Below are 13,815 nucleotides of genomic sequence, written 5' to 3'. Positions count from 1 at the left end.
GGATCTCCTGATTGGTGTGCGGGCCCGCCGGGTTCGCGGCGGGCCGGGGTGCGGGAAGGCCGGCCTTATTCGGCCAGGCGCGGGATGGCGGGGCGGGCCTGTTCGGGGCCCATGGCGGAGTAGCCGCCGTCCACGGCGTAGTCGGCGCCGGTGACAAAGCTGGCGTGGTCCGACAGCAGGAAAGCGACCACTTCGGCCACTTCGGCCGGATCGCCGGCGCGGCCCAGCAGGTGGAAGTCGGCGGCGACGCGGTCGGTCTTGGCGCGGTCGCCGTGGGTCAGCTCGTCCATGACGCGCGACCAGGTCCAGCCCGGCGAGACGGAATTGACGCGGATGCGGTCGCCGGCGTAGTCCATCGCCAGGCTGCGGGTGACCTGCAGCAAGGCGGCCTTGGACACCGGGTAGAGCCAGCGGCCGGTCTGCGCCACGCGCGACGAGATGCTGGTGAAGTTGACGATGGCGCCGCCGCCGGCGGCCACCAGGTGCGGGTGCACGGCGCGGGTAGCCATGACGGCGCTGACGACGTTGATGTCCAGCGCGCGCAGCCAGTCGGCGCGGCCGGAGGCGGCGCCGTCGTCGAGATATGTAGCGGCCAGATTGACCAGGTAGTCGATGCGGCCGAAATGGCGGGCGGCCTCGGCGACGCCGCGCGCCAGTTGGGCGTCGTCGGTGATGTCGAGCGGCCAGGCGCGGATGCCGTCGGGGTCGCTGGCGGCGACGCGTTCAGCGCCGTCGGCGTCGATGTCGAAGATGGCGACGCGCACGCCCTTGGCCCGCAGCGCGGCGACGACGCCGGCGCCGATCAGCGTGGCGCCGCCGGTAACGATGGCGGTTTTATCGGCCAGTCCCTTCATTTGTATGCCTCTTGGGTTGCTGAGATCGTGAGGCGGATGTTGGGACCGGGCGGGCGGGAGGCGGTAGCCGGATTTGGCGGTGGCTATCCGGGAAGTGCGGGTATTGCGGGGAGGGTTGATGCAGGTCCAGGGGAAATGGCCAGGGAGTGCTTTGGGTATCCGTTCCTGGCGCTTTGGCGGCGGCGGGCGTTCCGCTAGTCCTTCCGTCTCCATACGCTGGCCAGCCACGGTTGTTGTTCGCGCGGCAGGCCGTCGGGGCGGTAGTAGTGTTCCAGCGCTTCGAAGCCGGCGGCCTGCAGCAGGGTGCGCCAGCCATCCAGGTCGTGATAGGCGCCGTAGCGGCCGCGGTTCCAGCCCTCCTGGTTGCCGCCGCGGGGGTTGGAGCTGAACAGGACGCCGCGCGGCTTGAGGGTGGCGCGCAGCTCGCGCAGCACGCGGGGCAGTTCCTGGGTCGGGACGTGGAACAGGACCGCATTGGCGAAGATGCCGTCGAAGCGGGCGGCGGGCAGTTGCAAACGCAGGAAGTCCTGGTGCCAGACTTCGCAGCCGCTGGCGGAGCGGGCCATGGCGACGAAGCTGGGGGTGCCGTCCAGGCCGACGGGGCGATGGCCGAGGGCGGCGAAGGTCTTGAGGTCGCGGCCGGGGCCGCAGCCCAGGTCGAGGATGTCACAGGGCGGTTCGCCCTCGATGTGGCGCAGCAGCGCGGCGATGTTCTGGCTGACGTCGTGGTCGCGCGTGCCGGCCTCGAAGGCCTGGGCGCTTTCTTCGTAGTGGGCCAGCGTCAGTTCGGTGATCTTGGCGAGGTCTTCGGCGTCGAGTTTCATGGCCCGATTGTGCCGCAAAAAAACCCGCGCACGTCACCATGCGCGGGTTTGTGGCCGGGCGCGGCCGGCGTAGGCGCGGCCGGCGCAGGCGCGCCAGCCTCAGGCGGCCAGGCGGCCTTCGATCCGGGTCTTGGTGGCGGGCAGGTCTTCCGGCAGGCCCTGGGCCAACTGGCCGAACAGCGCGTCGTGCAGCGCCAGTTCGTCGCGCCAGGCGCCCTCGTCCACCGACATGACCTGTTCGAACTTGTCAGGGCTGAATTCCAGGCCGGTCCAGTCAATGTCCTGGTAGCTGGGCGAGATGCCGAACACCTGGTCGACGCCGCCGGCCTGGCCGTCGATGCGGCCCAGCATCCAGCGCAGCACGCGCATGTTCTCGCCGAAGCCGGGCCAGACGAACTTGCCGTCCGGGCCCTTGCGGAACCAGTTGACGCAGTAGATGCGCGGCAGCGCGGCGCCGGCGGCCTCGAGCTGCTTGCCCAGCTTGAGCCAGTGCGTGAAGTAGTCGCTCATGTTGTAGCCGCAGAACGGCAGCATGGCGAACGGGTCGCGCCGCACCACGCCCTGCTGGCCAACGGCCGCGGCGGTGGTTTCCGAGCCCATGGTGGCGGCCATGTAGACGCCTTCGACCCAGTTGCGCGCCTCGGTCACCAGCGGCACGGTGGTGGAGCGGCGGCCGCCGAAGATGAAGGCGTCGATCACCACGCCTTGCGGGTTTTCCCATTCGGGGTCGATCGACGGGCACTGCGCCGCCGGGGCGGTGAAGCGCGCATTGGGATGGGCGGCCTTGCGGCCGGTTTCGCGGGCGATGGCGGGGGTCCAGTCCTGGCCCTGCCAGTCGATCAGGTGGGCCGGCGGCGTGTCGGTCATGCCTTCCCACCAGACGTCGCCGTCGTCGGTCAGGGCGACGTTGGTGAAGATGACGTTGGCCTTGAGCGTGGCCATGGCGTTGAAGTTGGTCTGCTCGCTGGTGCCCGGGGCCACGCCGAAATAGCCGGCCTCGGGGTTGATGGCGTGCAGGCGGCCGTCGGCGCCCGGCTTGATCCAGGCGATGTCGTCGCCGATGGTGGTGACCTTCCAGCCGTCCATGCCCTGCGGCGGGATCAGCATGGCGAAGTTGGTCTTGCCGCAGGCCGACGGGAAGGCGGCGGCAACGTGGTACTTGCGGCCCTTGGGCGAGGTCACGCCCAGGATCAGCATGTGTTCGGCCAGCCAGCCCTGGTCGCGGCCCATGGTGGAGGCGATACGCAGCGCGAAGCACTTCTTGCCCAGCAGCGCGTTGCCGCCGTAGCCCGAGCCGAAGCTCCAGATCTCGCGGCTCTTGGGAAAGTGGACGATGTACTTGGTGGCGTTGCAAGGCCAGGCCACGTCGGCCTCGCCGGCGGCCAGCGGCTTGCCGACCGAATGCACGCAGGGCACGAAGTCGCCTTCGGCGCCGAGCACGTCGTACACCTGCTTGCCCATGCGCGTCATGATGCGCATGTTGACCACGACATAGGGGCTGTCGGACAGTTCGACGCCGATGTGGGCGATGTCCGAGCCCAGCGGGCCCATCGAGAACGGCACCACGTACAGCGTGCGGCCACGCATGGCGCCGTCGAACAGGCCGTTGAGCGTGGCGCGCATCTCGGCCGGTTCGGCCCAGTTGTTGGTGGGGCCGGCGTCCTCGGGACGGTCGGCGCAGATGAAGGTGCGGTCTTCGACCCGCGCCACGTCCGACGGATCGGAACAGGCCAGGAACGAATTGGGCCGCTTGGCCGGATTGAGCCGGCGCATGGTGCCGGCCTGGACCATCTGCTCGCACAGGCGGTCGTACTCTTCCTGCGAGCCATCGCACCACTCGACGCGGTCCGGCTTGGCCAGCGCCACCACACTGGCGACCCAGTCGATCAGGCCGCGGTGCTTGACGTACGCGGGTACGTTCAAGGCCGCCAGGGCCCCGTCCAAGGGCTTATTCATCAGGGTTATCTCCATACTTAGGCTGATGGCGATACGGCCCCGTTTGACTGGGGCCGTATACATGTTTGCGCCATCATACTTGCAGCGGCGGGCAGGCCGTCAACCCGACCAAACGGACGAGTTTGTCACCGGGTTTGTCACCCGGATTTTCCCGCCCCGCCACGGCTCAGGCGTAGCTGCCATCGCGCAGGGAACGGCGAATGATCTTGCCGGTGGCGGTGGTCGGCAAACTGGTTACAAAGCGGATGCGGCGCGGATATTCGTGCGCCGCCAGGCGGGTGCGCACGTGCGCCTGCAAGGCCTTGATCAGCGCGTCGTCGCCGACCACGCCGTCGTGCAGCACCACATACGCCATCACCACCTCGGTGCGCTCGGCATCGGGCACGCCCACCACGGCGGCCATGCGCACCGCGGGATGGCCCAGCAGGCAGTCCTCGATCGGCCCGGGGCCGATGCGGTAGCCCGCGCTGGTGATGACGTCGTCGTTGCGGCCGACGAAGCGGATGAAGCCATCGGCATCGCGCACCCCCATGTCGCCGGTCAGCAGGTAATCGCCGGCGAACTTCTCGGCGGTGGCCGGGGGATTGTTCCAGTAGCCCAGGAACATTACCGGATCGGGCCGCAATACGCCGATATTGCCCTCCTGACCATCGGCCATTTCGACGCCCCGCTCATCCACGATGGCGACCCGGTGGCCGGGCGCGGCGCGGCCGATGCTGCCGATGCGCGGTTCGAACAGCGACGAGCACGACGACACCAGCATGTTGCATTCGGTCTGGCCGTAGAACTCGTTGATGGTCACGCCCAGCACGCGGCGGCCCCAATCGATCAACTCGGCGCCCAGCGATTCGCCGCCGCTGGCCACCGAGCGCAGCGCCAGCGCGCCGGGCGCGGGCGGATTAGAGACGCCGCGCATCATCTTGAGCGCGGTGGGCGGCAGGAAGGTGTGGGTGACGCCATGGCGCGCCATCAGGTCGAAGGCCGCGGCGCCGTCGAATTTCTCGAAGCGCCGCGCCAGCACCGGCACGCCGTGGTGCCAGGCCGGCAGCAGCACGTCCAGCAGGCCGCCGATCCAGGCCCAGTCGGCCGGTGTCCACATCAGCCTGGCCTGCTCGGGGAAGAATTCGTGCGACATCTCCACGCCCGGCAGGTGGCCCAGCAGCACGCGGTGCGCGTGCAACGCGCCCTTGGGCTTGCCGGTGGTGCCCGAGGTGTAGATGATGACGGCCGGATCGTCGGCGGCGGTGGGCTCGGGCGCGAACTGTTCGGACTCCGCGTCCAGCGCCGCGTGGAACGACAGCGCGCCGCCCTCGCCCGGACCGTCGATGCAATAGAGCGTCTTCAGGGCCGGCAGCGAGGCGCGGATCTCCCGCAGGCGGCGGCAGCCCTCGGCGTCGGTGACCAGCGCGGCCGCGCCGCTGTCGGCCAGCCGGTATTGGATGGCGTCGACGCCGAACAAGGTGAACAGCGGCACCGCCACCGCGCCCAGCTTGTAGACAGCGATGTGGGTCACGGCGGTCTCGGGCGCCTGCGGCAGGTACACCGCCACGCGGTCGCCGCGCCGCACGCCCTGGCGCCGCAGCGCGTTGGCCAACTGGTTGGCGCGCGCCTTGATCTGGTCGAAGCTGTAGCGCGTCTGGCTGCCGTCGCTTTTCTCGTGGATCAGCGCCAGCCGGCCGCTGCCATCGGCCCACTTGTCGCAGGCGTCCACGCCGATGTTGTAGGCCGCCGGCACGCGCCATTGGAAGGACGCCGCCAACTGCGCGTAGGTTTCGGTTCTGGACAGCATGATGCATCGGTCTCCGTGTCGTTGTTTTTATGGTCGTTATTTTTGGTCGTTATGATAGTAAGCCTTGGCTATCGCCCCTTCCTCGCCGCCCCCATGGAAAAAACCGCCGCCGTCCCGATGCGCCGCCCGCCGGCCAGCGCCAAGTCCGAGCAACGGATACGGGACATCCTGCGGGTCGCGCGGCAGGTGTTTTCCGAGGCCGGCTTCCAGGCCGCCACCACCACCGAGATCGCGCAGCGGCTGGGCGTGTCCGAAGCCACGGTGTTCACCTATTTCGGCGGCAAGCGCGAGCTGTGCGTGCGCGTCATCAGCGACTGGTACGACGAGATCATCGCCAAGGTCGAGGACTACCTGCCGCACGTGCAGGGCGCGCGGGCCCAACTGCACTACCTGGTGCATGCGCACCTGCGCCACCTGCTGGCCGAGGGCACCGGGCTGTGCGCCTTCATCCTGTCCGAAGGCCGCGCCCGCAACGACGATTTCGGCGAGATCTACGCCGGCCTGCAGCGGCGCTACACCGCGCCGCTGATGCGCATCCTGGCGCAAGGCCAGGCCGACGGCCACGTGCGCCGCGACATGCCGCTGCGCCTGCTGCGCTCGGCGATCTACGGCCCGATGGAACATGTGCTGTGGGACGCCATCCTGCGCGGCACGCGCGTGGACGTGGCGGCCACCGCCGACCTGTTGGTCGACTTCCTGTGGCAGGCCTTGCAGCCGCCGCGCCGCGATGCGCTGGCGCTGGCGCAATTCCGTGGCGAGGTGCAAGACGCCCTGCATCGGCTTCAGTCCGCCGAGAACAAGGACGGCGGCGCGTACTGAGGAAAGCCGTCGAAGGTTTCGCCGCGCTCGGCCGGCGGCAGGGTCCAGGAATGGCGCGCGTTGGGCACGCCGCCATCGACGCGGATGACGCTGCCGTTGATGAAGGCCGCCGCCGGCGACAGCAGGAACACCACCGCCGCCGCCAGCTCGGCCTCGGTGCCGAAGCGCTGCAGCGGCACCTTGGCGGCCAGGCCGCGCAGCACCGCGCGGTAATCCTCGCCGTAGCTGTCCATGCCGCTGGAGGCGATCCAGCCGGGCGCCACCGCGTTCACGCGCACGCCGGCATGGGCCCATTCGCAGGCCGCCGTCTCGGTCAGGTTCCAGACGCCGGCGCGGGCCGCGCCGGAATGCCCCATGCCGGGCATGCCGCCCCAGATGTCGGCCAGCATGTTGACGATGGCGCCGCCATGTTGGCGCATGTGCTGGGTATAGACCTCGCGCGCCACCAGGAAGGTGCCGTGCAGGTTGTTCTGCACCACCGCGTTCCAGCCATTGAAGCTGATCTGGTCCAGCGGCGCCGGGAACTGGCCGCCGGCGCAGTTGAACAGCCCGTCGATGGCGCCGTGCGCGGCCAGCGCGTCGGCCACCGCGCCGCGCACGCCGGCTTCGACGCGGATGTCGCAGGCGTGCAGCGTAATGCGGCCGGCGGTCTCGGGATAGATGCGGGCAAGCGCGTCGTGCGCGGCCTGCAGCTTTTCCAGCTTGCGGCCCACTAGCGCCAGGCGCGCGCCCAGCGAGGCCAGCTCATGTGCGGTGCAGCGGCCCAGGCCGCTGCCGCCGCCAGTGACCATGACGGTCTTGCCCTCGAACAAGCCCGGCCGGAAGACCGACGCGTAGCGCGTCGTGGCGGCGGCACCGTCGTGAGAAGGGTTCATGTCTCGCTCCGTTATTATTTGTTGAGGATAACTCAATAGCTGACCCAAAAACGTATCCCGTAGGCGTATTACCCTATGGAAACAATAGGTGATATCAGGTTATTAATTGAGCCTGAATCAACAATAGGAAGAGCCGCATGACCACGCCGCCCCCCCCGCTGCTGGTGGAGCGCGACGGCCCCGTCGCCCGCCTGACGCTGAACCGCCCGGACAGGCGCAACGCCTTCGACGAGACGCTGATCGCGGCCCTGACCACGGCCGTGCGCGAAGCGGCGGACGACCCGGCGGTGCGGGTGCTGCTGCTGACCGGCGCGGGCAAGGCCTTCTGCGCCGGCGGCGACCTGAACTGGATGCGCAAGATGGCCACGCTGACCGACGCCGACAATCGCGCCGACGCCGGCCGCCTGGCGCAGATGTTGCGCGTCATCTGGTCCTGCCCCAAGCCCGTGGTGGCCGCGGTCAACGGCGATGCCTACGCCGGCGGCATGGGCCTGGTGGCGGCCTGCGACGTCGCCATCGCCGCCGACCCGGCGCAGTTCTGCCTGTCGGAAACCCGCCTGGGCCTGCTGCCGGCCACCATCAGCCCCTACGTGATCCGCGCCATGGGCGAACGCGCCGCCAACCGCTACTTCCTGACCGCCGAGCGCTTCGACGCCGCCGCCGCATACCGCATGGGGCTGCTGCATGGCGTGGTGCCGCTGGCGCAATTGCGGGACGAAGCCGAGGCCGTCTGCCGCGCATTGTGCGACAACGGCCCCCAGGCGGTGCAGGCCAGCAAGCGGTTGGTGCGCGACTTCGCCGGCCGGCCGCTGGACGACGCGCTGGTGGCCGATTCGGTCGAACGCATCGCCGCGGTGCGCGCCTCGGATGAAGCGCGCGAAGGCGTGAGCGCCTTCCTGGAAAAACGCGCGCCCGCCTGGCGCGCGTCCTGACGCGCGACACGGCCGCCTGGTCGGCGATGCCCCGCGCGGGCCAGGGGGAATATCCGGGTTAACCCGTAACGGCGTTTAAGATGCGGGCTTCGTCCACAAGAGAAGCCGCATGCCCGCCCTACGCCGCGCCGCCTGGAAACGTGAAATCGTCGCCACCCTGCTGCTGAGCCTGCCGCTGGTGCTGACCAACCTGGCGCAGATCGCGATGACGGTGACCGACGTGATGTTCATCGGCCACCTGGGCTCGCAACCGCTGGCGGCCAGCGCGCTGGGCGCCAACCTGTATGCGGCGATTGCCTTCTTTGCCCTGGGCCTGGTCAGCGCCACCGCGCCGATGGCCGCGCATGCCGAAGGCGCGCGCCGCAATTCGGTACGCGAGGTGCGCCGCACGGTGCGCCAGGGTTTCTGGAGCGCGGCGCTGATTTCGGTGCCAGGCTGCCTGGCGCTGTGGTTCGGCGAACACATCCTGCTGCTGTTGCGCCAGCCGCCCGAGCTGGCCGCGCCGGCCGGGCAGTATCTGCGCGCGCTGCTGTGGGCCATGCCGCCGTTCCTGGGCTTTCTGGTGCTGCGCTCGTTCGTGGCCGCGCTGCAGCAGCCGCGCTCGGCCTTCATCGTGGCGGTGGGCGCGATCCTGTTCAACGTGTTCGGCAACTGGGTGCTGGTGTTCGGCAACCTGGGGGTGCCGGCCATGGGCCTGATCGGCGCTGGCATCGCCAGCGCCCTGGCCAGCCTGTCGCTGTTCCTGGGCATGGTCATCGTGGTGCTGCGCGGCCGCCGCTTCCGGCGCTACCGGCTGTTCGGCGACCTGTTCAAGCCCGACTGGCCGCGCCTGCGGGCGTTCTGGAAACTGGGTCTGCCGATCGCCGTGGCGACCGCGTTCGAAGTCACCATCTTCAACGCCGCCGCCTTCCTCATCGGCTGGCTGGGCGAGGCCGAGCTGGCGGCGCACGCCATCGCCATCCAGATCGCCAGCGTGACCTTCATGATTCCCTACGGCGTGGCGCAGGCCGCCACGGTGCGGGTCGGCTACGCCCAGGGCGCGGGAGACGGCGCGGGCGTGACGCGCGCCGGCTGGACCGCGTTCGGCCTGGGCATCGGATCGATGGCGATCGCCGCGGCCTTGATGGTGACCGTGCCGTACGCGCTGGTATCGGTATTCATGGACGTGCATGACCCGGCCAACGCCAGGGTGCTGGCCTTCGCGGTCAGCTATCTGGCGGTGGCGGCGGTATTCCAGATCGTCGACGGCGCGCAGGTGCTGGGCGCGGGCATGCTGCGCGGCCTGCACGATACGCGCGTGCCGATGATCTACGCGGCAATCGGCTATTGGGGCGTGGGCCTGCCGTGCGGCGCCTGGCTGGCGTTCCAGGCCGGCTGGCGCGGTGTCGGCGTCTGGAGCGGACTGGCCATCGGGCTGGCGGTGGTGGCGGTGCTGATGATGCAGCGCTGGGCACGCCGCGCGAACCTGGGGCTGGTGCGGCGCCGCGTGTCCCACATGCCATAATCGCCGATGCATTTCCTGGAACCTCCATGCCCACCGCCTCGCCCGCTTTGCCATCCTTGCCTCCCTTGAACGCCGAACGCCTCTGGGCCCGTATCGAAGCCCTGTCGCGTTACACCCTGCCCGACCAGCCCTGGACCCGCCGCGCGTTTTCACCGCTGTTCCTGCAAGCGCGTGAATGGCTGCGCGGCCAGTTCGAGGCCGCCGGCCTGGCGACCCGCCTGGACGCCGGCGGCAACCTCATCGGCACCCGCGCCGGCCGCAACCCGCAACGCAAGCCCATCGCCACCGGCTCGCACTGCGACACCGTCATGAGCGGCGGCCGCTTCGACGGCATCATCGGCGTGCTGGCCGGCATCGAGGTCGCCCACACCATGCAGGAACACGGCATCGAACTGGAGCACCCCTTCGAGGTCATCGACTTCCTGTCGGAAGAACCCAGCGACTACGGCATCTCCTGCGTCGGCAGCCGCGCCCTGAGCGGCCAGTTGAGCGCCGACATGCTGGCCGCGCGCAACGCCGACGGCGAGACGCTGGCGCAGGGCATCGCCCGCATCGGCGGCGATCCCGCCGCGCTGGCCGCGCCCCTGCGCGGCGCGGGCGGCACCGCCGCCTTCGTCGAACTGCACATCGAGCAAGGCCCGGTGCTGGAAAGCCGCCAACTGCCGATCGGCGTGGTCACCAATATTGTCGGCATCCGCCGCGTGCTGATCACGGTCGAGGGCCAGCCCGATCACGCCGGCACCACGCCCATGGACATCCGCCGCGATGCCCTGGTCGGCGCGGCCCGCATCGTCGACGCCGCCAGCCGCCAGGCCAGCGCCGCCAGCGGCAATCCGCATTACGTCGTGGCCACGGTCGGCAAGCTGGCCATGACGCCCAACGCCGCCAATGCCGTGCCCGGCCGCGTCGAGCTGACGCTGGAAATGCGTAGCGACAGCGACGCGGTGCTCGATGCCTTCCCCGAGACCCTGATGGCCGGCGTGGCCGCCGACCTGAAGGCGCTGCGCCTGAGCGCCAGTGTCGTGCCGCTGAGCCGGGCCCGGCCCACCGACTGCGCGCCGCAAGTGATGGACGCGGTGCAGGCCGCCGCCGACCAGCTCGGCTACGCCAGCATGCGCCTGCCCAGCGGCGCCGGCCACGACGCCGTCTACATGGCGCCCACCGGTCCCATCGGCATGATCTTCATCCCTTGCCTGAACGGGCGCAGCCACTGCCCCGAGGAATGGATCGAGCCGGCGCAGTTGCTGGACGGCACGCGCGTGCTCTACCAGACCGTGCGGGAACTGGATCGCGTGCTGTCCCGATAACCCTCACCCAGACACCACCATGGAACAGATAGAACTGAACGACAGCACCGCCGACCGCTACCTGCTGGACGCCCCGGGGCTGACGCTGCTGGTGTTCCACAGCCGCACCTGCGGCACCTGCCGCATCGCGCGCGAACAACTGCCCAAGCTGGCGCTGCCGGTGCAGCGGGTGTGCTGGGTCGACGCCGGCGAAAACGGCGGCCTGGTCGAACGCTACGAGGTCTTCCACCTGCCGGCCATGTTCGTGACCCGCGACGGCGCCTTCTTCGGCCCGGTGCAGGCCAGCCTGGCCGAATGGGACCTGCGCCAGCAGATCGGACTGGCGCTGGACAGCTACCCGGCCGAACTGCCTTGAACGCGGCCGCGGCCCTGGCCCCCAGCCGCCGCCCGCTGGACGCGCTGGCCACCGGCGTGATGCTGCTGCTGTGCGTGTGCTGGGGCTTCCAGCAGATCGCCATCAAGCTGGTGGCCGCCGACATCTCGCCCATCATGCAGGTCGGCCTCCGCTCGGCCTTTGCCGCGCTGGTGCTGGGCGCGGTGGTGTGGCGCGCCGAAGGTTCGCGCGCGCTGCGCGATGGCACGCTGGGCGCCGGCGTGCTGGCGGGCCTGCTGTTCGGCTTCGAATTCCTGGCGATCGCGCAGGGACTGGTCTACACCACCGCCTCGCACATGTCGGTGTTCCTTTACACCGCGCCGATCTTCACCGCGCTGGGCCTGCACTGGCGCGTGCCCGAGGAGCGCATGGCGCCGCTGCAATGGGTGGGCGTGGCGCTGGCGTTCGGCGGCATCGCCGTGGCCTTCCTGGGCAATGGCCAGCCGTCGGCCGGCGCCGCCAGCAACATGCTGCTGGGCGACGCGCTCGGCCTGCTGGGCGGGCTGCTGTGGGGCGCCACCACCGTGGCCATCCGCCGCACGTCGCTTTCGGAAGCGGCGCCGTCCAAGACCCTGTTCTATCAAATGGCGGTCGCCGCGCTGGTGTTGCTGGTCTATGCGGCGGCCACCGGCAACGCCGGCATCCGCTACACCCCGTCGGCCATGCTGAGCGTCGGGTTTCAGGCAGTGGTGGTGGCGCTGTCGAGCTATCTGGCCTGGTTCTGGCTGCTGCGGCGCTACCTGGCTTCGCGCCTGTCGATCCTGTCGTTCATGACGCCGCTGTTCGGCGTGTCGTTCGGCGTGCTGATCCTGGACGAGCCGCTGGACGGCGCTTTCGTGGCGGGCGCGCTGATGGTGCTGGCCGGCATCTCGCTGGTGAGCGGCGCCGGCCTGCTGCGCGAGGCGCTGCGGCGCGGCCGGCGGGCCTGAGCCGGCGCGATGCCGCCCCCGGGCTGGCGCGCCGGCTTTCAAGCCCGGCGCGCGCCGCCCAGGTTCAGGACGATCAGCGCCGCGCCCGCCAGCACCAGCGCGAAGCCCCACCAGTCGGCCGCGCCGGGGCGATCGCCCACTAGCGCCATCGCCCCCAGCACGCCGACCACCGGCACCATCAGCGTGGTCAAGGCCGCCACCGTGGCGCTGACCCGTTCGCTCAGCACGAACCACAACCAGTACGCCACCGCCGTGCCCAGCACGATGTGGAATGTCAGCGCCGTGGCCACCCGCGGGCTCCAGCCCCGCGTCGGCAACGACTCGCCCGCCAGCAACACGCCGGCCAGCGCGCAGGCCGCGCCCACCGCCAGCTGCCACGCCGTCACCACAATGCGGTGCCCCATCACCGGCCAGCGCTTCAGGTAGACCGTGCCGGCGGCCCACCCGAAGGCGGCGGTGAGCGGAAACACCAGGCCGCGCGCGGCGGCCGGATCGTGATCGGCGAAGATGGCGCGCAGCACCGGCCAGGCCAGCACCGCCACGCCCGCCGCGCCCAACAGCAGCGCCAGGCCGCGGCGGCGGTCGGGCCGCTCGCCCAGCACGGCCCAGGCCAGCAACGCGGACATCATCGGCATGGTGAAGGTCAGCACCGCGGCGCGCGAGGTGCTGGTGCTGAGCTGGGCCCAGGCCACCGCCAGGTTGAACACCGCCACGGCCAGGACGCCGCCGATGACGATGCCCGGCCACGACGCGCGCGGCGGCAGCAACGGCACCCCCTTGGCGCGCGCCAAGGCCAGCAGCAGCAAGGCGCCGCTGCCCAGCCCCAGCAGCCGCAGGGTGAATGGCGGGCAGATCGACAACACGATCTTGACCGCCGGCCAGTTCAGGCCCCAGAACAGCGCCAGCGCAACGGGAATCAGGCGCACGCGGCCTTTTCCCGGGCGATCAGGTCCGCCAGGCCCTGGCGCTGGTTGCCTTCGGCGTCGAAGTTGGCGGGATCGAGCCAGCTTTCGTAGGCGGCGCGCAGCGCCGGCCATTCACTGTCGATGATCGAGAACCAGGCGGTGTCGCGGCTGCGGCCCTTGTAGACCGTGGCCTGGCGAAAGATGCCTTCGAACTGGAAACCGAGACGCGCGGCGGCGGCGCGCGACGGCGCATTCAGGCTGTCGCACTTCCATTCGTAGCGGCGGTAGCCCAGTTCGTCGAAGGCGCGCCGCATCAGCAGGAACTGCGCCTCGGTGGCGATGCGGGTGCGCTTGAGCCGCGGCGAAAACGCCACGAAGCCAACCTCGATCACGCCGCTGGCCGGGTCGATGCGCATCAGCGACAGCGAGCCGATCGCGCGGCCGCTGGCCAGGTCGATGACGGCGTGATGCATGGGGTCGCTGGCGGCATGGGCTTGCGCCTGCTCGGCGAACTGGCGGTAGGCGGCCGCGTCGGCGAACGGGCCGACGCTCATGTAGGTCCAGTCGCGTCCATCGGGGGCCTGGCTGAAGGCGGCATACAGGTCCGCCGCATGGCGCTCGGCCGACAGCGGCTCCAGGCGGCAGTAGCGGCCCTGCGCGGGCGCCACCGGCGGGCGCGGGCGCGGCGTCCAGCCGGGCAGGTCGGGGCCAATGGGTTGTTCGAATGCGTTGACGCGGGGTTGCATGC

The 13,815-nt window shown here is 70.2% G+C and carries 13 protein-coding genes; 6 read left to right on the top strand and 7 right to left on the bottom strand.

Features of this window, described 5'->3' with window-relative positions; genetic code table 11:
- Positions 1–65: 65 nt before the first annotated feature.
- The 4 genes from HV701_RS03860 to HV701_RS03845 all read right to left on the bottom strand — a co-directional run bounded on the left by HV701_RS03860 (position 66) and on the right by HV701_RS03845 (position 5,423).
- A complete protein-coding gene (locus tag HV701_RS03860) occupies positions 66–854 on the bottom strand; it encodes an SDR family oxidoreductase (RefSeq protein WP_175131762.1) in 789 nt (262 codons plus the stop codon).
- A 194-nt stretch (positions 855–1,048) separates the two neighbouring features.
- Positions 1,049–1,678: a class I SAM-dependent DNA methyltransferase gene (locus HV701_RS03855; RefSeq protein WP_175131761.1), complete on the bottom strand. Its 630-nt coding sequence runs from the start codon at positions 1,676–1,678 to the stop codon at positions 1,049–1,051.
- A gap of 99 nt (positions 1,679–1,777) precedes the next feature.
- Complete coding sequence (locus HV701_RS03850) at positions 1,778–3,634, bottom strand: phosphoenolpyruvate carboxykinase (GTP) (RefSeq protein WP_175131760.1); 1,857 nt, start codon at positions 3,632–3,634, stop codon at positions 1,778–1,780.
- A gap of 166 nt (positions 3,635–3,800) precedes the next feature.
- On the bottom strand, positions 3,801–5,423 hold the full coding sequence (locus tag HV701_RS03845; protein WP_175131759.1) for an acyl-CoA synthetase: 1,623 nt from the start codon (positions 5,421–5,423) through the stop codon (positions 3,801–3,803).
- Between the two features lie 93 nt (positions 5,424–5,516).
- Between HV701_RS03845 and HV701_RS03840 the strand changes: the two genes are divergently transcribed.
- Entirely contained in the window at positions 5,517–6,242 is a 726-nt protein-coding gene (locus HV701_RS03840; RefSeq protein ID WP_175131758.1) for a TetR/AcrR family transcriptional regulator, read from the top strand.
- Here HV701_RS03840 and HV701_RS03835 read toward each other — a convergent pair.
- Positions 6,206–7,117 (bottom strand): SDR family oxidoreductase, encoded by a 912-nt coding sequence (locus HV701_RS03835; protein WP_175131757.1) that lies wholly within the window; start codon positions 7,115–7,117, stop codon positions 6,206–6,208. The two genes, HV701_RS03840 and HV701_RS03835, sit on opposite strands and share 37 nt — an antisense overlap.
- Before the next feature lie 137 nt (positions 7,118–7,254).
- Between HV701_RS03835 and HV701_RS03830 the strand changes: the two genes are divergently transcribed.
- From HV701_RS03830 to HV701_RS03810, 5 genes are all read left to right on the top strand, one after another.
- Positions 7,255–8,049 (top strand): enoyl-CoA hydratase/isomerase family protein, encoded by a 795-nt coding sequence (locus tag HV701_RS03830; RefSeq protein WP_175131756.1) that lies wholly within the window; start codon positions 7,255–7,257, stop codon positions 8,047–8,049.
- Between the two features lie 109 nt (positions 8,050–8,158).
- A complete protein-coding gene (locus HV701_RS03825; protein ID WP_175131755.1) occupies positions 8,159–9,553 on the top strand; it encodes an MATE family efflux transporter in 1,395 nt (464 codons plus the stop codon).
- A gap of 26 nt (positions 9,554–9,579) precedes the next feature.
- Positions 9,580–10,860 (top strand): Zn-dependent hydrolase, encoded by a 1,281-nt coding sequence (locus tag HV701_RS03820; protein ID WP_175131754.1) that lies wholly within the window; start codon positions 9,580–9,582, stop codon positions 10,858–10,860.
- A 19-nt stretch (positions 10,861–10,879) separates the two neighbouring features.
- Positions 10,880–11,215 carry a thioredoxin family protein gene (locus HV701_RS03815; protein WP_175131753.1) on the top strand — a complete coding sequence of 112 codons (336 nt, stop codon included), beginning with the start codon at positions 10,880–10,882 and terminating at the stop codon, positions 11,213–11,215.
- Positions 11,216–11,274: 59 nt separating this feature from the next.
- Positions 11,275–12,162: a DMT family transporter gene (locus HV701_RS03810; protein WP_175131969.1), complete on the top strand. Its 888-nt coding sequence runs from the start codon at positions 11,275–11,277 to the stop codon at positions 12,160–12,162.
- Positions 12,163–12,200: 38 nt separating this feature from the next.
- On the opposite strand, the gene HV701_RS03805 is transcribed toward HV701_RS03810, so the two are convergent.
- Positions 12,201–13,088 carry a DMT family transporter gene (locus HV701_RS03805; protein ID WP_175131752.1) on the bottom strand — a complete coding sequence of 296 codons (888 nt, stop codon included), beginning with the start codon at positions 13,086–13,088 and terminating at the stop codon, positions 12,201–12,203.
- Positions 13,079–13,813: a GNAT family N-acetyltransferase gene (locus HV701_RS03800; protein WP_175131751.1), complete on the bottom strand. Its 735-nt coding sequence runs from the start codon at positions 13,811–13,813 to the stop codon at positions 13,079–13,081. The genes HV701_RS03805 and HV701_RS03800 overlap by 10 nt, the downstream gene beginning before the upstream one ends.
- Between the last annotated feature and the right edge of the window lie 2 nt (positions 13,814–13,815).

Source organism: Achromobacter pulmonis (genome assembly GCF_902859765.1).
In the GTDB taxonomy this organism is placed as follows: domain Bacteria; phylum Pseudomonadota; class Gammaproteobacteria; order Burkholderiales; family Burkholderiaceae_B; genus Achromobacter; species Achromobacter pulmonis.
This window is presented reverse-complemented; position numbering and strand designations above follow the sequence as displayed.